The organism is Polynucleobacter sinensis, from assembly GCF_001595985.1.
In the GTDB taxonomy this organism is placed as follows: Bacteria; Pseudomonadota; Gammaproteobacteria; order Burkholderiales; family Burkholderiaceae; genus Polynucleobacter; species Polynucleobacter sinensis.
In genome coordinates this window covers 205208-224427 of sequence record NZ_LOJJ01000018.1, presented here as the reverse complement: position 1 = coordinate 224427, position 19220 = coordinate 205208, and the positions used below count along the sequence as shown (strand labels likewise).

24 protein-coding genes are annotated in these 19220 nt (G+C 46.3%); 12 read left to right on the top strand and 12 right to left on the bottom strand.

The annotated features are described in order from the left end of the window. Positions 1 to 2: 2 nt before the first annotated feature. Together AOB49_RS11060 and AOB49_RS11055 are read right to left on the bottom strand one after the other, a co-directional pair. A complete protein-coding gene (locus AOB49_RS11060) occupies positions 3 to 1196 on the bottom strand; it encodes a 50S ribosomal protein L11 methyltransferase (protein ID WP_062311052.1) in 1194 nt (397 codons plus the stop codon). 3 nt (positions 1197 to 1199) lie between these two features. Further along, a complete protein-coding gene (locus AOB49_RS11055; RefSeq protein WP_062311050.1) occupies positions 1200 to 1751 on the bottom strand; it encodes a carboxymuconolactone decarboxylase family protein in 552 nt (183 codons plus the stop codon). Positions 1752 to 1861: 110 nt separating this feature from the next. Between AOB49_RS11055 and AOB49_RS11050 the strand changes: the two genes are divergently transcribed. Further along, positions 1862 to 2629, top strand: a complete 768-nt coding sequence (locus AOB49_RS11050; protein WP_062311048.1) for a sulfurtransferase — start codon at positions 1862 to 1864, stop codon at positions 2627 to 2629. Here AOB49_RS11050 and AOB49_RS11045 read toward each other — a convergent pair. After that, a complete protein-coding gene (locus AOB49_RS11045) occupies positions 2626 to 2928 on the bottom strand; it encodes an antibiotic biosynthesis monooxygenase family protein (protein WP_062311046.1) in 303 nt (100 codons plus the stop codon). The two genes, AOB49_RS11050 and AOB49_RS11045, sit on opposite strands and share 4 nt — an antisense overlap. A gap of 162 nt (positions 2929 to 3090) precedes the next feature. Here AOB49_RS11045 and AOB49_RS11040 point away from each other — a divergent pair, with 162 nt between their 5' ends. The 5 genes from AOB49_RS11040 to AOB49_RS11020 are packed head-to-tail and all read left to right on the top strand — an operon-like array spanning position 3091 to position 7533. Then, positions 3091 to 4023, top strand: a complete 933-nt coding sequence (locus AOB49_RS11040) for a Bug family tripartite tricarboxylate transporter substrate binding protein (protein WP_062311341.1) — start codon at positions 3091 to 3093, stop codon at positions 4021 to 4023. A 60-nt stretch (positions 4024 to 4083) separates the two neighbouring features. Next, complete coding sequence (locus AOB49_RS11035) at positions 4084 to 5457, top strand: MmgE/PrpD family protein (protein ID WP_062311044.1); 1374 nt, start codon at positions 4084 to 4086, stop codon at positions 5455 to 5457. A gap of 21 nt (positions 5458 to 5478) precedes the next feature. Then, positions 5479 to 6456: a D-2-hydroxyacid dehydrogenase family protein gene (locus AOB49_RS11030; protein WP_062311042.1), complete on the top strand. Its 978-nt coding sequence runs from the start codon at positions 5479 to 5481 to the stop codon at positions 6454 to 6456. A 19-nt stretch (positions 6457 to 6475) separates the two neighbouring features. Beyond that, on the top strand, positions 6476 to 7015 hold the full coding sequence (locus tag AOB49_RS11025; protein WP_062311040.1) for a chromate transporter: 540 nt from the start codon (positions 6476 to 6478) through the stop codon (positions 7013 to 7015). Further along, on the top strand, positions 7012 to 7533 hold the full coding sequence (locus AOB49_RS11020; protein ID WP_062311038.1) for a chromate transporter: 522 nt from the start codon (positions 7012 to 7014) through the stop codon (positions 7531 to 7533). Before AOB49_RS11025 ends, AOB49_RS11020 begins: the two co-directional genes overlap by 4 nt. Here AOB49_RS11020 and AOB49_RS11015 read toward each other — a convergent pair. The 7 genes from AOB49_RS11015 to AOB49_RS12110 all read right to left on the bottom strand — a co-directional run bounded on the left by AOB49_RS11015 (position 7530) and on the right by AOB49_RS12110 (position 12097). After that, complete coding sequence (locus AOB49_RS11015; protein ID WP_062311036.1) at positions 7530 to 9029, bottom strand: tripartite tricarboxylate transporter permease; 1500 nt, start codon at positions 9027 to 9029, stop codon at positions 7530 to 7532. The two genes, AOB49_RS11020 and AOB49_RS11015, sit on opposite strands and share 4 nt — an antisense overlap. Before the next feature lie 12 nt (positions 9030 to 9041). Further along, on the bottom strand, positions 9042 to 9506 hold the full coding sequence (locus tag AOB49_RS11010) for a tripartite tricarboxylate transporter TctB family protein (protein WP_062311034.1): 465 nt from the start codon (positions 9504 to 9506) through the stop codon (positions 9042 to 9044). Next, positions 9503 to 10483: a Bug family tripartite tricarboxylate transporter substrate binding protein gene (locus AOB49_RS11005; protein ID WP_062311032.1), complete on the bottom strand. Its 981-nt coding sequence runs from the start codon at positions 10481 to 10483 to the stop codon at positions 9503 to 9505. Before AOB49_RS11005 ends, AOB49_RS11010 begins: the two co-directional genes overlap by 4 nt. Positions 10484 to 10572: 89 nt before the next feature. Then, the gene (gene crcB / locus AOB49_RS11000) at positions 10573 to 10950 is read right to left on the bottom strand and encodes a fluoride efflux transporter CrcB (RefSeq protein ID WP_062311030.1); all 378 of its coding nucleotides are present in this window, start codon (positions 10948 to 10950) and stop codon (positions 10573 to 10575) included. 11 nt (positions 10951 to 10961) lie between these two features. Then, positions 10962 to 11738: a 4,5-DOPA-extradiol-dioxygenase gene (gene ygiD, locus AOB49_RS10995; protein WP_062311028.1), complete on the bottom strand. Its 777-nt coding sequence runs from the start codon at positions 11736 to 11738 to the stop codon at positions 10962 to 10964. 9 nt (positions 11739 to 11747) lie between these two features. Next, positions 11748 to 11885 carry a hypothetical protein gene (locus tag AOB49_RS12190; RefSeq protein ID WP_172793433.1) on the bottom strand — a complete coding sequence of 46 codons (138 nt, stop codon included), beginning with the start codon at positions 11883 to 11885 and terminating at the stop codon, positions 11748 to 11750. A gap of 44 nt (positions 11886 to 11929) precedes the next feature. After that, complete coding sequence (locus AOB49_RS12110) at positions 11930 to 12097, bottom strand: hypothetical protein (protein ID WP_156471415.1); 168 nt, start codon at positions 12095 to 12097, stop codon at positions 11930 to 11932. A 28-nt stretch (positions 12098 to 12125) separates the two neighbouring features. Between AOB49_RS12110 and AOB49_RS10990 the strand changes: the two genes are divergently transcribed. Beyond that, positions 12126 to 12788 carry a site-2 protease family protein gene (locus AOB49_RS10990; protein ID WP_062311026.1) on the top strand — a complete coding sequence of 221 codons (663 nt, stop codon included), beginning with the start codon at positions 12126 to 12128 and terminating at the stop codon, positions 12786 to 12788. Positions 12789 to 12881: 93 nt separating this feature from the next. Then, positions 12882 to 13331: a c-type cytochrome gene (locus AOB49_RS10985; RefSeq protein ID WP_062311024.1), complete on the top strand. Its 450-nt coding sequence runs from the start codon at positions 12882 to 12884 to the stop codon at positions 13329 to 13331. A 10-nt stretch (positions 13332 to 13341) separates the two neighbouring features. Here AOB49_RS10985 and AOB49_RS10980 read toward each other — a convergent pair whose 3' ends face one another. After that, positions 13342 to 14025, bottom strand: a complete 684-nt coding sequence (locus tag AOB49_RS10980; protein WP_062311022.1) for a cytochrome b/b6 domain-containing protein — start codon at positions 14023 to 14025, stop codon at positions 13342 to 13344. A 42-nt stretch (positions 14026 to 14067) separates the two neighbouring features. Here AOB49_RS10980 and AOB49_RS10975 point away from each other — a divergent pair, with 42 nt between their 5' ends. Next, positions 14068 to 15273 (top strand): MFS transporter, encoded by a 1206-nt coding sequence (locus AOB49_RS10975; RefSeq protein WP_062311020.1) that lies wholly within the window; start codon positions 14068 to 14070, stop codon positions 15271 to 15273. A gap of 7 nt (positions 15274 to 15280) precedes the next feature. Here the strand turns inward: AOB49_RS10975 and AOB49_RS10970 are convergent, their stop codons facing one another. Continuing rightward, positions 15281 to 16222, bottom strand: coding sequence for a 3-hydroxyacyl-CoA dehydrogenase family protein (locus tag AOB49_RS10970; RefSeq protein ID WP_062311018.1), 942 nt, complete (start codon positions 16220 to 16222; stop codon positions 15281 to 15283). Positions 16223 to 16431: 209 nt separating this feature from the next. Here AOB49_RS10970 and AOB49_RS10965 point away from each other — a divergent pair, with 209 nt between their 5' ends. Genes AOB49_RS10965 through AOB49_RS10955 form a run of 3 tightly spaced genes read left to right on the top strand, consistent with a single transcriptional unit; the run spans position 16432 to position 19158 of the window. Beyond that, positions 16432 to 17235, top strand: a complete 804-nt coding sequence (locus AOB49_RS10965) for a 2-hydroxyacid dehydrogenase (protein WP_245640676.1) — start codon at positions 16432 to 16434, stop codon at positions 17233 to 17235. A 12-nt stretch (positions 17236 to 17247) separates the two neighbouring features. After that, entirely contained in the window at positions 17248 to 18174 is a 927-nt protein-coding gene (locus AOB49_RS10960) for a dihydrodipicolinate synthase family protein (RefSeq protein ID WP_062311014.1), read from the top strand. A 33-nt stretch (positions 18175 to 18207) separates the two neighbouring features. Further along, positions 18208 to 19158, top strand: a complete 951-nt coding sequence (locus AOB49_RS10955; protein ID WP_062311011.1) for a TAXI family TRAP transporter solute-binding subunit — start codon at positions 18208 to 18210, stop codon at positions 19156 to 19158. Positions 19159 to 19220: the final 62 nt, after the last annotated feature.

The window sequence follows — 19220 nt, the reverse complement described above, 5'->3', positions numbered from 1 at the left end:
AGTTAGTTCTGGATACCCAGTCGCCATAAGGAAGTAACCTCGGCAGCTCTTGCAAAATGGAGTGAGTCTGTTTGCTCATACACTTTATGGTGCTTAGGTTTGGTATCAATTCGATCCAACACCATCAGCCCCGCCTGCTCTATCCAGCTCAGCAATTCTTTTCGAGTACGCAACCCCAGATGCTCGGCCAAATCAGACAGAATCAGCCAGCCCTCACCTTGATCCAATAAATGACTCTTAAGGCCAGCTAAAAATCCTTTCAGCATTTGACTGTCGGGATCGTAGATAGCATGCTCCAGGGTGGAACTTGGCCTTGCAGGTAGCCATGGTGGATTACAGACAATCAGCGCAGCTCTATCTTGTGGGAATAAATTCGCCTTAAGGACTTGAATTTGTGAGGTGAGATTTAAGCGGTCAATATTTTCAATTGCACAGGCAAGCGCCCGATCATCTTGATCGGTAGCGATAATATGTTTAACCCCCCGCATTGCCAGGATCACCGACAGCACACCAGTGCCAACACCGATATCAAAAGCTAAAGACTGAAGATCCAAAGTCTTAGGTAATGGAGCGCTACAAACCAATTCTAGATATTCGCCGCGAATTGGGGAAAACACACCGTAATGAGGGTAAATAAAAATTGCCTCGCCCTCACTGTCGGCAAGCACAGGAACGCCGTTCTTGCGCCACTCATAGGCACTGATAACGCCCAATAACTCGCGCAAGGAAATGACATAGGGTGCGCTAACGGGACCGTATGCCTCAAGGCATGCAGTAGAGACATCAGGAGCTCGCCGCAAAGAAATACTGTGATCGGCATTACACCTTATCAACACCATACCCAATATTCGCGCCCGTTGAGACTGACTTAGGCGGTGCTTATTAAAGAGATCGACTGGTGCTTGCGCCTGGGACACATCGGAGGGTACGGCAACCCTCTTGTTTGCCCGCCTTGATTTTTTTGAGGGCCTATCAACTCGCCTGACTAAAGCCTGTAATAACTGACGAGCATTCTGAAAGTCACCCCTCCATAAGATTGCACTACCCTCACATGCCAGACGATAGGCGTCATCTGCAGTCATAGTGTCATCTGCAAGCACTACTTTTTTATGGGGCGCTATGCCATTTTCAGAATGCCAAATCGCTGAATGCGTTTGGCCACCCTCCTCCCAATGGATAGAGCTTGCTTTGATCATGAGTTATTCAGGGGGATGATCCTCAGGCGTGACGTCTAGCGCAATCAAGAATCGAGAAACCATATTGTATGCAGCAATCACGGTCACTAGCTCTACGGCATCTGTATTGCCCAATGCAGCCTGCAAACGTTTCATGAGATCTGGATCCACTTTAATGTTACGCGTCATCTGAAACGTCAGCGCAACCGTATCATTTTCCAGCTGACTAAATAATTCCGTTGGAAAATTGTTTTGCCCTATCAGCCTCAAACCTTCAACCTGCGCTTTAGTTCCCCCCGCCTTGATGAAGGGAGGCGCATGATGGAAAAACTCATATTCCGCACCATTAAGAACCGCCACACCACACATAGCGAGCTCGCGAAGCTTAGGGTCTAAAGACAGGTTATTTCGTATCTCGCCAATAAAATGATTCCATCCCTTGGCAATCGGAATGCTATGTAATAGCATTCGGTCCAGATTAATAAACTGCCCGCCCCGTCTTTGACGTATGGCCGCAACCAAATCCGCCGGCTCCTGCAGATCCATTGGTTGATAAGGAATGAGACGCTCAGACATAAAAGTACTCCTATCGCATGGTTTGATTACAAAATATCAAGATACCGATAAGATTATCACCCTATTGCCATCTTGCTCGATAATGAACCACTAGCCATCAAACAATAGCCATGAAGCCCATCCTTAATATAGCCGCCTACTTATTTGTCAGCCTTGATCAGCTCACGGAATTGCGAGCAAAAATGCTAGATGAATGTCATGCACGCCAGCTCAAGGGCACCATCTTGCTAACTGGGGAAGGCATTAATCTTTTTTTAGCTGGCAATGAGCATGAGTTGCGCGGCTTTTTAGACTGGCTTCGTGAAGATCCCCGCTTCAAATCCTTAGAGTCAAAAGATAGCTGGTCGGAAACGCAGCCCTTTAAAAAGATGCTCATTAAGATAAAGAGCGAAATTATTCGTATGAATCATCCAACCATCAGGCCAGAGGAGGGTCGCGCAAATTTTATTAGCCCCAAAAAATTGCAAGAGTGGCTCGATAGAGGGACGGATGATTTGGGACGTGAAGTAGTCATGATTGATACGCGCAATGCTTTTGAAGTGGATTACGGCACCTTTGAAAATGCACTGCATTTCAATATCAATAAATTTACAGAATTTCCGGAGGCAATCGCCGCCCGCAAAGAGGAGCTGGCAGATAAAACTTTGGTGAGCTTTTGTACTGGCGGAATTCGCTGTGAAAAATCTGGCCTATACATGCGCGAGATCGGCATGCAACACAGCTACCAACTTGAAGGCGGCATTCTGAAATATTTTGAGGAAGTGGGCTCCGCGCACTACACCGGAACCTGCTTTGTATTCGATGAACGCGAGGCCCTTGAGCCTAATCTAGACTCTATCCCTGTTGAGAACTCAATACGTAAAAAGCTAGCGACTTAAGCTGACTTCCCCACAAGGGTGAAGTGCTCAACAAATGGTGGCTTTACAAAAAATGGCCCCACGATAGCGCGCCACTCCGCAAAAGCTTCTGAACCTCGAAAATCTACCGTATGGTTTTCCAGGCTATCCCAATAAATCATCAGGAGAAAGCGGGCTGGGGTCTCCAGGCTGCGATTGACCTTAAAACCTCTAAACCCCTTTGATTTAGAAATCACCGTGTTCACGCCACGCAAAATGGCCTCCTCAAACTCAGCACCCTTAGCTGGGTCAATCTCAATGTCACAGTGTTCCAAAATCATATTGCTTCCTTCGCCAAATTTTTTTATCTATCAATAGTAGAATTCTATACAAATTCAGGATTTACATTAAAAATAACAAGGACTTGAGACATGAAGAAGCTTCAAAATAAATACCTCACGCGCGCTTTATCCCCGCTGCTCGCAGGACTATTTGGACTGCTGATGGCACCGTTGAGCATGGCTCAAACACCAGCCACTAACTATCCCACTAAACCCATCAAGCTTATTGCACCCGTTGCAGCCGGGGGTGGCTTAGATAATTTAGCCCGAAAAGTAGCTGAAAGACTATCTAAAAATCTAGGTCAATCCATCGTGGTTGAAAACATGGGTGGAGGCGGAGGCTCAATAGCATCTCAGGTCATCGCGAAAGCAGCTCCTGATGGCTACACTATTATGGTTTCATATGTGGGTACTCACGGCACCAATCCTGCTGTCCGCAAGCTTCCATATGACGCGATTAAAGACTTCACTGCAATTGGTATGATCGGCGCAACACCGAACACACTAGTGATCAACCAAGATTTGCCCATTAAAAACTTAAAAGAGTTTGTGGAATATGCCAAAAAGAATCCATCTAAGCTCAGTTATGGCTCTGCAGGTCCTGGCACACTGACCCATCTCGGAATGGAGCAATTTAAGTTAGCGGCGAATATTTTTATGGTGCACGTACCTTATCGCGGAATAGGTCCGGCCTATACCGATTTATTGGCAGGTCAAACTCAGGCAATGTTTCCAACCCTCTACGCTGCGATGCCTTACATTAAGTCAAATCGCGTGCGTGCCCTTGCTGTTACAGGCCAAAAACGTAGCTCAGCAGAACCCAATATCCCAACGTTTAAAGAACTTGGTTATAACGGCTTTGATGGCCAACAATGGTACGGCATTTCAGGGCCAGCAAATATGCCAGATGCAATTGTGAAGAAACTCAATGCAGAATTAAATAAGGTGCTTGCTACACCAGAGTTTGCGGAGCAAATGACAAGCGAGGCAATGACACTCATGCCAATGTCCCCAGAGCAATTTTCAACTTATATCAAAGAAGATATCGCTCGCTGGACGAAGGTTGCTAAAGACAGAAAAATTGAGATCGAATAATTCGACCCACTTATTTTGAACCATTAATAAACTACTTTTTGATATTACACAGGAAATCACATGTCTCACGCCATTCAAGCTGCCGCTGATCTAAACGCACCACCAGTCACAAAAATCTTGGCTGAATTTGTTACAAATCATCCAAGCCAAGGCTGGTCAGCTGAAGTGGATCACGAGGCACACCGCACATTCTTAAACTGGCTTGGTTGCGCAATTGGTGCAGCAAACCATGAAAGTGTTGAGTCTTCGCTATCAGCCATTAGAGAATTTCAACCAGCGCCACAAGCTAGCATATTAGGGCGTAAAGATAAAGTGGATATGGGTGGCGCAGCGCTGATTAATGGCATTAGCTCCCACACTTTTGACTTTGATGACACTCACTTAAAAACAGTTATTCATCCTGCCGGTCCGGTTGCATCAGCTATCTTGGCGCTTGGTGAGCACATGAATGTCAATGGACGTCAGATCATTGACTCACTCACACTGGGGATTGATGTTGCCTGCAGAGTAGGAAATGCCATGTATCCTGACCACTACCATCGCGGTTGGCACATCACAGGCTCAACTGGAATGCTTGGTTCAGCTGCAGCCTGCTCAAGACTTTTGGGTCTCGATCTGCAAAAAACCACCATGGCTCTTGGCATTGCAGCTTCACAGCCCGTGGGGATGCGCGAACAGTTCGGAACAATGACTAAGCCATTTCACCCAGGAGGCGCAGCTCGCGCAGGACAACTTTCAGCACTACTGGCAAAGCATGGCTTCACAGCAAGCCCTAAGGCATTAGAGGCTGGTCGAGGTTATATGCAAACCGTATCCACTAAATGTGACTGGTCAGAAATCGATCGCGAACTCGGTAAATCTTTTGAGATTTCCTTGAATACTTACAAGCCTTTTGCCTGCGGTATTGTGATTCACCCAGCGATTGATGCTTGCGCACAATTGCGCGCTCAAGGAGTAACGGCAGACGATGTAGAGCGTATTGAGTTGCGCGTGCACCCACTCGTTCTAGAATTAACTGGCAAGAAAACTCCTAAAGATGGCCTAGAAGGTAAATTTAGTGTCTACCACGGTTGTGCAGTAGGCCTGATCTTTGGGCAGGCAGGCGAAGGTGAATATGCCGATGACATTGTCAATCGTGCTGACGTTGTCGCACTACGCGCAAAAGTAAATGCCACTACTGACACTTCCATTAGTGAGGCTTCTGTAGATGTCAAGGCCATTCTGAAAAATGGCAAAGAAGTTCATATCTTTGTTAAGAATGCGATTGGCTCTGTAGAGAATCCAATGAGCGACGCGAACTTAGAGCAGAAATTTACCAGTCTCACTGAGCCAGTCATTGGCAAAGAAAAAACTCAGCAGTTGATTTCAGCATTGTGGAAGTTAGGTCAAGCACCTGACCTCAAGCACATCTTAAGTCTTTGCACTCCGAATTAATTTAACTACAAGCACCTAACAATGGCTCAAATACCAAACATTGTCATTCTTGGCGATTACGAGCGCTCTTTGCGGCGCTACTCCAAGTGGGACAAGCTCGATCAACTGGCGAATATCACCATTCACCACGAGCCATTGCAGGGTGAAGTTTTATACGAAGCGATCAAGGACGCAGATGCTATCGTCATTGTTCGCGATAGAACTCCATTTAATGAGACGCTAATTGCCCGCCTCCCTAAATTAAAATTCTTCATGTTTACCGGTGAGCGCAACGGGACCCTAGAAGCTCAATCTTTAGCTTCTAGAAATATTCCAATTGCCTGCACACCCAGCGGCCCCTCAAAAGAGAGTACCGCCGAATTAACTTGGGCCTTAATTTTGGGAGCATGCAAGAGATTGGTTGAGGAAAATAGGCTCATCTCATCTGGCGGCTGGCGCGATGACTTATCTGTTCTCCCTATGCTTGCCGGCGAAAGACTAGGCGTAATGGGATTGGGCTCAATTGGTAGTCGCGTAGCCAAAGTGGGCGCAGCTTTTGGAATGGAAGTGGTTGCCTGGAGTCCACGCATGACTCCTGAAAGAGCTGCTGCAGAAAATGCTATATCGGTTAGCTTAGAAGAGTTACTCAAGACATCAAAAGTCGTCACCATGCACTTAGTTGCAGGACCTGGAACCAAAGGGTTAATTAGCAAAAATGAGCTTGCTCTGATGCGCCCCGATTCAATTTTGGTCAATACTTCGCGCGCAGCATTAATTGATATGCCAGACCTTCAACAAGCGCTTAGCGCAGGAAGACCAAGGCAGGCTGCTATCGATGTATTTGATGTTGAACCATTACCGGTTGATAGCTCGCTGCGCAATACCACTAATCTGCTGGCAACACCGCATCTGGGCTTTGTTGCAGAACCTATTTTTCAGAACTTCTCTAACAAAATTACCGAAACACTAGAGGCCTGGCTATCCAATAAACCCATTCCGCACCCGTTTGTGTTGAAATAATTAAGCAGTCATTTCTCACTTGAAAAAACTAACTCCCCTCCAGATCTTTATCTGCTTTAGCAAAATTGGTTTATCAGGTTTTGGAGGAGTTCTCCCTTGGGCACGCCGAGGTCTCGTCGAAAAAGAAAAGCTGCTTACCTCAGAAGAATTTAGTGCAATCTTAGGTGTATGCCAGGTAATGCCCGGACCCAACGTCATTAATGTTGGAATCTGCGTAGGATCAAGATTTTGCGGGGCACGTGGAGCGCTTGCGGCAGTCGGTGGCTTGACTATTGGACCAATTCTTGTAGTCATTTTGCTTGCCATCCTCTATGACCACTATAGCTACCTAAAGTATGTGCAAGGCGCGCTGAAGGGCATAGCTGCAGTGGGGGTGGGGCTGATTGCCAGCACGGGATTTAAGATGCTGAAGGATGAGTTTCGTTACCCCCCAATGCTCCTCGTGGTTGCATTAACTATTTTGCTGGGGGTGTATTTCAATTTAGCGCTTGGGTGGGTACTTTTAAGTGTGGCGCCCGCTGCATTTTTCTTCGCCAGAAGAAAGGCTAAGAAGTCATGACCTTATTACTTAGCCTATTTATTAAGTTATCACTTTTTTCCTTTGTTGCTTATGGCGGAATTATTGCCGTACTACCATCCTTGTTTGACCTGACAGTCAATCAGGAGCACTGGATTAACGCAGACACTTTTGCTGATTTTTTTGCTATTGCGCAAGCCGCTCCAGGTCCGAATTTTATGACTGTCACCTTAATCGGTTGGCAGCTTTATGGCCTGGTCGGAGCAATTGTGGCCTCTATCGCTATTTGCTGGCCATCGTGCATTATGGTGTTTTATCTTGAGCGCTACATCACTGGCATCCAAGATCCGGAGAAGAAAAAGATTATTCAGTATGCTTCCGCATCGCTCGCGGTCGGACTTGTACTCGCATCATCTTGGAAGTTGATGGTGAACTTTAATGATCACTGGACAGCGACAGCACTTACTATCGCCGTTATCGCTGCCACTCAGATCTCTAAAATTCATCCGCTCTACCTGATAGCCCTTGGAGCTCTTCTTGGTGGAGTTGGGTTTATTTAAGCCGCTGCCTTGCGTGACCTAATCAGGCGAAGCGCATTTGGAATCACTAACAAGGCAATCGCAACTGCCATGAGCGTGCCAGATATTGGGCGAACAAAGAAAGTACTCCAATCACCCTGACTAATGGTCAGCGCCTGACGCATAGATTGCTCAGCCATAGGCCCAAGAATTAAACCAATAATCATTGGGGCCGCCGGAAAATCAAAACGACGCATTCCAAATCCGAGTAAGCCAAAGAAAAATAGCAAGCCCACATCAAACACGGAGTTGGATGAACCATAAACACCAGCAACCGAAATGACTACGATTCCAGCGTATAACCATTGTGGAGGAATTTTAAGGAGCTTGACCCATAGACCCACTAAAGGCAAGTTCAACACCAACAGAATGACGTTACCAATATAGAGGCTAGCAATCAGCGTCCACACTAAACCACTTTGTTGGGCAAATAATGTAGGACCCACCTGAATTCCATAAGACTCAAAGGCAGACAAAATAATCGCCGCTGTAGCAGATGTGGGAATGCCAAGAGTTAATAATGGCATTAGCACACCAGCGGCGGAGGCATTGTTTGCAGCCTCCGGACCAGCAACACCCTCGATTGCACCATGTCCAAATTCTTCAGGCTTTTTGGAGAGCTTCTTTTCAGCAAAATACGATAGCAAGGTTGGCAACTCTGCGCCACCAGCAGGCATGGCCCCGATCGGGAAGCCCAACAAACTCCCCCGAATCCAGGCCTTCCACGATCTCGAAAAATCCTCTTTTGATAGCCAGAGACTTCCGGAAACTGCTAGAACCTCAGTCTTCTTGTTTTCTTTTCCTTGCCACGCTAAGTAAAGCGCCTCACCAATAGCAAATAAACCAACCGCCACAATGGTTACTTCAATGCCATCCAAAAACTCTGGTTGCCCAAAAGTAAAGCGCGGCTGTCCAGTTTGCAAATCAATGCCGATTAGACCAAAGAGAAGGCCAGCTACCAAGCTAATGAGGCCGCGTAAAGCAGAGCTTCCCAATACAGCAGAAACCGTTACTAAAGCGAGCACCATGAGACTAAAGTATTCTGCTGGGCCAAATGCCAAGGCAGCATCTACCACCCAGGGAGCAAAAAAGGTTAGCGCAATAGTGCCGATTGTTCCCGCAACAAAACTCCCAATTGCAGCGGTAGCTAAGGCCGGACCCGCCCTACCGCGACGAGCCATCTTATTTCCCTCTAGGGAGGTTACGATCGTAGCCGACTCCCCCGGGGTATTTAAAAGAATTGAAGTGGTAGAACCGCCATACATCGCTCCGTAATAAATACCAGCGAATAAAACAAAAATGGCGGTTGCAGGAACTTTAAAAGTCAAAGGAAGCAGCAAGGCAATTGTCAAAGCTGGGCCAATGCCAGGTAGCACCCCGACCAAAGTACCTACCAAACAACCGAGAAATCCATACAACAAGGTCATTGGTTGTAAGGCAACAGCAAAACCCTGCATGAGGGAATCAAATGAGCTCATATGGATCTTTACTTAAAAACTAAAATTAACGAGTGGGCCTAAATCAACACCCAAGAGCGCTGAGAATAAAGTCCAAAATGCACCAGCAATAGCGGTAACCATTAATACCGTTTTCACATTGAACTTTGCATCAAACGCCATTGAAACTCCAAGCCCACATAAAGAGGCAGAAATTAAAAAGCCAATCAATTTAGCGAGCAAAATAAATGCTAGCCCACCACCGAGCAGATAAATAACACGTCTTGATCCACCGGGCAATGGACGCTCTTCCTCTTGGTGCACACAATCAGGAGCCTTACGGCTAATCGTAGAAAGTAAATAGAAAACACCCAATAAAGAAAGCAATGCAACCAAAATGGAGGGGGCTAAAACTGGCCCAACCTCCGAATACATTGTTGATTCTGGAATACTAAAGACCTGCCAGATAGCCACCCCACAAAAGACCAGTAAAAAACTGGCAACTAGACGGGTACTCATGCAAGACCTAATTCTTTGAGTACAGTTTCGGTTTCTGTAATATATTTTTTCAGTTGCACATCGAATGCAGCGCCCGCTACAAATGCATCTGTCCACTTGCGCTTGTCTAATGTCTCAAGCCAGCCTTTTGTGCCATGCAACTTCGTTGCCAACTCCACAAGAGCTGCCTTTTGAGCCGCATTGATTCCGGGGGCGCCAAAAATGCCACGCCAATTTGCTGCTGTGACATTGACACCAAGTTCTCTCAGAGTGGGGACATCCACACCGGGAATGCGCTTTGTTCCGGACACCGCAATCGCGCGCATCTTTCCAGCCTTAATTTGCTCAGCAAACTCAGAGTAGCCGGAGATACCCGCAACCACTTGACCGCCAAGAATAGCGGCGTTTGCTGGGCCACCGCCCGCGAAAGCCACATAAGCAGCGTCTCTTGGATTTTTACCAAGCGCCTTAATGATGAGACCTAAAAGTTGATGATCTGTACCGCCGGCGCTTCCACCTGCAACTGAGACCGATTTTGGATTGGCCTTAATTGCCTCTTCAAACTCTTTCCAGGTTTTAATTTTTCCATCAGCAGGCACAACAATAATTCCTGCCTCTTCAGTCAAACAAGCAATCGGCGTGACATCAGCCATAGTTACTGGACTCTTATTGGTAATGGCCGCACCAACCATTACTGAGCCGCCAACCATCAAGGCATTCGCCTGTCCTTTACGTTGATTGACAAAGCGAGGTAGGCCAACCATACCACCCGCTCCACCCACGTTCTCAAACTGAAAAGAGCCAACTAAACCCGCTTCTTTTGCAGCCATCTCAATCGCTCTTCCAGTGCTATCCCAGCCGCCACCTGGAGCCGCTGGAATAAACATATTGATTGACTCAAATAAAGGCTTGCTTTGCGCAAAAGCGAAAGAAGGCACGCTATTTACTAGGGTGAATGCAGAACCATATGCCAAAAAGTCTCTACGAGATGTCTTCATTTTTTATCCTTTATTTACTCAATTTGATACTGCTTGATACTTGTTTTGCTAACTATACCGAAATCCCCTGCCCAGAACCAAAACCTAAGTTAACGGAGCGACTGAAAGGTCCAAATTCCTAAAATAGTTAATGCTAAAGAACCAATGAGGTGCAAAAGGGCGGTACCAAGAGCCCACCCCAATTCGCCACGCTGAATAAACGCAACCACCTCCGCTGAAAAACTAGAGAAAGTGGTCAATCCACCCAAAAAACCAGTAATCACAAATAATTTCCATTCCGGAGACAGGCTGGGATTATTTCCGAAAAAGGCAACTGCAAGACCAATCAAATAACCACCCACCATGTTGGCAATGAAAGTTCCTAATGGGAGAGTCGAAGTAATTCCAACGGTTGCTAAATTAAACCCGGCACGTAATAAAGCGCCTAAGCCTGCGCCGAAAAAAATAGCAAAAATAGAGAGCCACATAATCACATTCGCTAAACAGAAAAGCTCAACATACTGATGGAGCCCATTTCCATGCCATCAACCAATACATTGGGCTGCGCGCCCTCCTCTTGCAGAGCAAGAATATAAAGCGCAGGCCAATAGTGCTCAGGCGTGGGAATAGATAAATGCGCAGATTCACCAAACTTCTCCCAGTGAATCAATGTCTCATGGTGATTTGCCTTCATCTCAGAAACAAAAAACTGATTGAACTCTTGAGCCCAAGGATAAGGTTGTGAACCATCCCCCCAGCGAATGGTTCGCAAGTTATGCACAACATTACCGCTGCCCAATATCAAGATATTTTCATCACGCAAGGGTTTCAGTTGTTTAGCAAGCGTGTAATGTTCGGCTGCACTTAAAGAGCCATCTAAGCTCAGTTGCACTACCGGAACATCCGCATTGGGGTACATATACTTGAGAATGGACCAGGCACCATGATCAATGCCCCACTCATTTTCCTCAAGCACTACCGGAACATTCAGAAGCTCTTTCACGCGATCCGCAAGCGCAGGGGATCCTGGCGCAGGGTACTGAATATCAAACAAGGCCTGGGGAAATCCACCAAAATCATGGATCGTTTTAGGCTTGGGCATTGCCGTAACCCACACACCTCGAGTAACCCAATGGGCCGAGATGACCAAAATGGCATCAGGACGTTTTAGTGACTTGCCAAGAGCACTCCAAGCCGCTGTGTAGCGATTGGGCTCAATAGCGTACATCGGACTGCCATGGCCAGTAAATACTGCAGGTTGGCGATGGCTAGTCATCGGAGATTATTAGCCGAATACGTAACCAGTGTGAGCAGCAACCAATGCAAACAAAATGGCCAAGCTAGTAGCAGCCGCCAACATCACGATCAAAGTGATGATTTTTTTATTAACTTCTTCTTTTGACTCGTTATGCCATTCGTTCATGCTAAATCCTCATTAAATACATTAATTGATGGTGTAATTATCCACTATCGGCCGCGACCAGCCTTACGCATCATGCCTTTCCCGCCACCAAAGCCTGCCTGAGGTCGACCCCCGGGGCCTGATGGGCCTTTTGGAGCAGGCGGGCGTGCTGGAGGTTTAGCAATTACTGGCTTAGCCGGGGTTTTTGGTTCGGGTTTCTTATCGTCAGTCACTTTTTACTCCTATAGATATCATATTGCCATGATTACTGACTATTCTATCCAAGCTGTCGCTATAAATGCGATTCCATTGATTTTTGCCATTACTATCCATGAAGCAGCACATGGTTATGCCGCCCGAAAATTCGGCGACAACACTGCCTACATGCTTGGCAGGGTCAGCCTTAATCCCGCTAAGCACATCGATCCCGTCGGGACCATTCTCATCCCCCTACTGCTCATTTTGAGCGGATCGCCTTTTTTAGTCGGTTACGCCAAACCCGTACCCGTCAACTTCGGGCGCCTTCGAAACCCTCGGATTGACTCCATTTGGGTGGCTTTGGCTGGCCCTGGATCGAATTTCGTCCAAGCCTTGCTATGGCTGACCTTGCTGATTGCTCTCGTTGGGCTAGGTATCAATGAAAAGTTCCTGATTTCGATGTCCCAAGCTGGAATCACCTGGAACCTTGGCCTACTCGTTTTTAACCTATTTCCCCTGCCGCCCTTGGATGGAGGCCGGATACTGAGCAGTCTATTGCCAACACGTCAATCTATCGCGCTGGGGAAATTGGAGCCATGGGGTTTTTTTATCGTCCTAGGACTGGTATTTACTGGAATTATTGGTAGCCTCTGGATGACCCCACTTATGTCCTTTTTTGAATGGTTAATTCTGGTGCTGACCAGTCCGTTAAGGATGATCTTCTGAGCGCATTTCTAATTAGCAAAAAATATTAATCGAGAGTATGCTGGGCCTAGTTAACCCCATCCCTAGCATGAACTGAAATCATTGGAGCCCCTCATGAAACTCAAACATTTTGCTTTAATTGCCCTTGCACCAACATTATTAGTGAGCGGAATTGCCTATGCGCAATTTAAAAAGCCTGAAGATGCAATCAAGTACCGTCAAAGCGCATTTACCGTAATGGCTAATTCCTTCGGAAAGATTGGCGCAGTAGTAAAAGGTGAAGCGCCATTTAATAAAGATGATGTCGCCAAAAATGCAGCTGTTGTTTCAATCCTATCAACACTTCCTTGGCAGGCATTTGGTGCAGGCACTGAAGGCGGTAACGCGCTACCCGGTGTTTGGTCCGATAACGCTAAATTCAAATCTGCTGCAGAGAAAATGCAAGTCGCTGTAGCTAACCTCAATACCGCTGCGCAGTCCGGCGATCAAGAGGCAATTAAAAAGGCATTCGGTGCCGCTGGCGCAACCTGTAAAGGTTGCCATGATGACTTTAAGAAAAAGTAATCAAAATAAATTAGCGGGTAATGAAGTAACCCAACACCACCGCAATCAAGCTTAGCAGCAATAAAGCTAAGCCACGTTGCAAACCTCCATCCTTGGAGGCTTGGCCCAAGTCGACAGGCGAATATTCCGCCTCCTCGCTTGGGTCAATTTCTTTATCACCCTTCAACATAGGTGTAATCAAATCTTTGCCCCGCCATTTTTGATAGTAGAAGATTGCACATAAATGTAGTGCAATTAATATCAATAACACTTTTTCATTGAAATGATGCACGGATGTCAACAGGGCAACAGTGTCGTTTGAAACATATTTTGCAAATGGCCCCTCGAAGGCAATATCGTCATTTGCAAATAAACCAGTTACCGCCTGCACTCCAACAGATACAAGTAGACCCACCACAGACAGCGCGCCCATAGGATTATGGCCTAAGGTAGCTTTTGATTTTCCAGATAAATAATTGAGCAATTCCCGGGGACTTGGGATGAAATTAACAAAGCGAGCATGATGAGATCCAACAATCCCCCAGCAAATTCTGAAAATAATTAAAGCGAGAACACAGTATCCAATTTGAGCATGTAAGCTCATAGCATTACCACCGATCTTCACGGTAATAAAGCTGGCAATGATGCAAAGCACCAAAAGCCAATGGAAGAGACGAATCGGTAAGTCCCAAATACGAATAATCAATTTTTTCATTCCACAAGGATAAATCAGTAGCCCATTACACTAACGTTATTCATGAAAACAAGCCAAGCCTTCAGAACCCTATTGCTTTATCGCATAGGAGCTACCTTAAGCTACCAAATGATGATGGTTGCGGTGGGGTGGCATTTATACGAGATCACCCATAGCGTGGTTTCACTGGGTCTCATTGGGTTGGCAGAGTTAATCCCTTATTTCATTCTGGCACTGTATGCCGGCTATGCGGTAGATCACCACTCACGCAAGATCATTGCAGCGATTTCATGCTTATTACACGTCGCCGTTGGCTTATTTCTGATGGCAATCGCTTTAAATTGGCTCAGCCCACCAGTACCACTCATCTACACTGCTGTTGCTTTCTTGGGGCTTGCTCGCGCTCTATTACGTCCGTCGTACCAGGCTATTTTCGGCCAACTGATCCCCAGAGACCAAATGACCCGGTATACAGCCTATGCGTCTTCTGCATTTCAAATTTGCGTAGTTGCTGGCCCTGGCTTGGGGGGCTTGATGATTGGATTTGCCGGACTGGAGTGGACCTATGCTTTGGTTGCCCTGAGCGGTGCAGTTGGTTTGTATGGCATCACCTTCATTCAAATTCAACATCAAAAAAATACTACGCTTAACACCCATTTCTTAACCAGTCTTCTTGAGGGCATTCATTACGTCCGCAAGCATGAACTCATTCTTGGGATCATGGCGCTAGATATGTTCGCAGTACTATTTGGTGGCGCAGTATCCATACTGCCCGCGTTTGTAAAAGAAGTGCTCGACGCTGGCCCTGAGACTCTGGGTATTTTGCGCGCAGCCCCAGCAGCAGGAGCAGTCATTACCGGTATTTATCTTGCTCAGCGTCCACTATTAACCGATTCTGGAAAGCATTTATTTCTCTCGGTGGGAGGCTTTGGTCTAGCAATCATTGCCTTTGGTCTTTCCCAGAATTTATGGCTATGCGCACTCTTTCTTTTTGTTTCCGGCTGCTGCGACTCGATATCAGTTGTCATCCGCAGCAGCATTATGCAATTAACAACACCCGATCATATGCGCGGCAGAGTCAGCGCAATCAATGGCATTTTTATTGGCTCTTCAAATGAATTGGGCGCTCTTGAATCTGGCATTGCCGCAAGCCTGATGGGGCTCATCCCATCGATTGTCTTTGGTGGTGCAGCAACCATCGGGGTGGTGCTCTTAACCTACAAACTCGCGCCACACCTGCGAAAACTACACCTCAAAGATCTTGCTTAATTACTGACTACTCGATTTTAGGCAAGTCTTTTTGAATGATTTTTAATCCCTCGCGCAATGCCTCTTGATAGCGCTCACGCTCAGCCTGAATTGTCTCCGCAGTCCAAGAATAAAAACCCTCGCCAGTCTTCATTCCAAATTTTCCACTCGCAATTCGATCGCTCAGGCATTTAGCAATAGTAGAAGAGTTATTCAGCGTGGGATAAATCGTTGCACCCCCAGCGCCATGCACCTCAAGCCCAGCATGGTCCCTTTGCATTGCTGGTCCTGCCGCAATGTAACGAAAACCAAAACCAAAACGAACCGCTTTATCAATATCTTCCAAGCTAGCAATACCCGCATCGACCATGGCAAAAGCCTCTCTCGATAATGCATGTTGCAAGCGATTTGCCAAAAACCCTGGTAAGTCTTTTTTAACTGTTACTGGGACCATGCCACAAGCAGTCATCAACCTAGAAAGACTCTCGGCGACCATTGGTGAAGTTTTTTCGCCATAAACCACTTCTACGCAAGGAATCAAATGAGCAGGCATAAAAAAATGTAACCCAATCATTCGCGCAGCTGTTTTTAAACCACTCGCAATTTGACTGATGGGGAAACTGGTACTGTTACTTGCTAAGACCGCTTCAGGTTTTGCATATTGCTCGAGCTTGGCAAATAATTCCTGCTTGATATCCAAGCGCTCTGGAACACACTCAATCACAAGATCGATATCCGACCAATCAACTTCCTCAAGAGTGCCGGCTAAAGATAGTAAATGTAGGCGATGCTCGTACCCCAAATCTATCATCGTGTTGGCAAAATAATCTGGCAAAAGTGCACGACGCTCCGTAGTTGGCTCGACCACCTGCACAGCGCATCCACCGCGCGCGCAAACGGCTGCCACATCAGCGCCCATAGTTCCGCCACCGACAATAACTACCTTAGTTTCAGCTGGGGTAAACAACATCGAATCTCTCCTTCGTGGGCAAGATAAGGATTACAAATCCTCATACAATGCTTTCATTATTCCAATAAAAATGTAAGAGAGACATGATCCCAGTCAATTCGGTGCTACAGGTCGGCCAATTCCCTGAAATTATGCAAAGGGAAATTCAACTACGACTGGCAACTACAGTACTTTTAGACCCTCAAGGCAGGGTACCCGAAGGAAATTTCATGGCAATTTTGACGCGTTCAAATACTACGCTGCCAGAAAGCCTATTCGAGCAATTGCCCAATGTCAGGATGGTGGCTACTTGCGGGGTTGGTTATGACAATTTACCCCTCCCCCTCCTCAAAAAGCGTGGAATTAAAGCTAGCAACACCCCTGGCGTCTTAAATGATGCGGTATGTGAATTGGCGATTGGTATGTTATTTGGGCTTCTAAGACGTATTCCGCAAGCACATGCATTCGTTAAAAGCGCTGCATGGTCTCAGGCTCCTTTTGCCATCACCACTACACTGGCTGGCAAACGGATTGGTATTGCAGGCATGGGTAGAATTGGGCAGGATCTCGCCAAACGCCTTGAGTCCTTTAAGGTTGAAATAGCCTATACCGGACCCTCCCAAAAAAATATTCCCTACAAGTACTTCCCCGATATTCTGTCATTGGCTAAAGCTAGCGACATACTCGTTCTTGCCTGTCCCGCAAATCCCGATACGGAAAGAATGATTAACGCAGCCGTACTCGATGCATTAGGACCAGAGGGATATTTGATTAATATCGCTCGTGGCAGTGTTGTTAATGAAGCCGACTTATTAGTTGCACTGCAGCAAAAGAAAATTGCTGGAGCAGCGCTAGATGTGTTCGAAAATGAACCCAATCCAAACGCTGATTTCTTAAATATTGATAATGTATTGTTAACGCCGCATATTGGAAGTGCCACTTCAGAAACCAGGCAACTAATGACAAATTTAGCAATCGATAACTTGGAAGCTTTTTATAATCAACAGCCACTTCTGACCGAAGTAAAAAATTAAATTGGAGTAAGCATGACCATCACCCTTCACCCCTCAACTTTGCCAGCAGTATTGTCGCCAGTATTAACACCGTTTAATCAGGATGGCAGTCCAGATGCAAAAAAATTACTAAAACAATGTCAATGGCTAGAAGCTAATGGTGTGGGTCAAGCCATTTTTGGCACGAACTCTGAAGCAAATTCAATGTCTGCACCGCAGAAGATGGGTACATTAACCGCGCTAGTTGAAGGAGGCCTCAATCCAGCCCATATGATGCCTGGTACTGGAGCTACTTCTATCGATGCTACTGTCAGCATGACTCGCCATGCAGTTCAGCACAAATGTGCCGGAGTGCTCATGCTGCCACCGTTCTACTATAAAGACGTCACTGATGATGGCCTCTTTGCTTATTTCTCGGAAGTTATCCAAAAAGTAGGAAGCGCAGATTTACAGGTTTACATTTACAACATCCCACCGGTCACCAAAATCAACTTAAGCCTTTCCTTATTGGAGCGCCTCACTAAAGAGTATCCAAAAACGGTTGTTGGTATGAAAGATAGCTCTGGGGACTGGGCTTACACAGAGTCCGTCATTAAATTACTGGCCCCATCCGGCTTCCGTGTTTATGCCGGTAGTGAAGTGTTCCTAATGCGCACATTACGCGCTGGCGGGGTTGGCTGCATCTCCGCAACTGCTAACGTAAACCCTAGGGCAATCGCTGAATTAGCCAAACATTGGAAAGAAGCTGACGCAGATCAACGCCAACAAGAACTAGATCAAGTACGCTCAATTTTTGCTCAGTATCAAATGATTGCTGGCATGAAGACCGCAGTAGCACACTACAGCAAAGATGCGGAGTGGTTACGCGTTCGCCCACCACTGATGCAGTTGAGCAAGGAACAGCAAGAAAAGTTGTTGAGCGAGCTAGAAAAGATTCATTTCAGTATGCCGGGCCTTTGATTTATTTAACTAGATACACAACAGGAGAAAAAAATGAAACTGTTTAAAGTGATCGCTATCTCACTTGGATTAATGTGGGGGGTAGCACAAGCGCAAAATATCTCTATCGCTACCGGTGGCACCGGAGGCGTTTACTACCCTATGGGTGGCGGACTTGCATCAGTACTGTCTAGCAAGGTTCCCGGAATGGCAGCAACAGCGGAAGTTACTGGTGGCTCTGTAGATAACCTCAATTTAATTGGTACCGGTAAGCCTTATGTTGGTTTTTCTATGGCCGACGCTGCTAAGGATGCTAAAGATGGTGAAGGTAAATTTGCCAATAAGAAGGTGGACTTACGCACCCTCTTAGTGCTTTACCCAAACCTCATGCACGTAGTGACCGTCGACTCAACTGGTATCAAGTCGATGAAAGATCTCAAAGGCAAGCGCGTTAGCACTGGCGCACCTGGTAGCGCGACTGAAGTCATGGCCTTTCGCCTACTAGAGGCAGCTGGTCTTGATAAAGACAAAGATGTTAAACGTGAGCGCTTGAGCGTTGCTGAATCTGTCAATGCTGTAAAAGATCGCAAAATTGATGCCTTCTTCTGGGTTGGTGGCTTACCAACTGCGGCTGTAACCGATCTTGCTAATAGCCCTGGAATGAAAATTGTGATGGTAGACACTACCGACGAAGTACCCATCATGAATAAAAAATATGGCAACCTGTATTTCCCCACAGTGATTCCAAAAGCAACCTATAGCGGAATGGCTAAAGACAATAAAGTGGCTGCGGTTGCTAACATCTTGGTAGTTAATGCCAATATGCCTGATGCAGAAGCCTACAAAATTGTTAAGGCAGTATTTGACAATAAGTTAGAGCTAGTTCGCACTCATCAAGAGTATATGAACGTGACTCTAGAGAATCAGAAGCAAAAATCAACGCCTATTGAATTTCATGCTGGCGCCTTGAAATTCTTCAAAGAAAAGAACGTTAAAGTAAATTAAGCAGTCAATCAAAGAGAGTGGATTCCACTCTCTTTGATTTTGCATCACCGAATTAATCAATA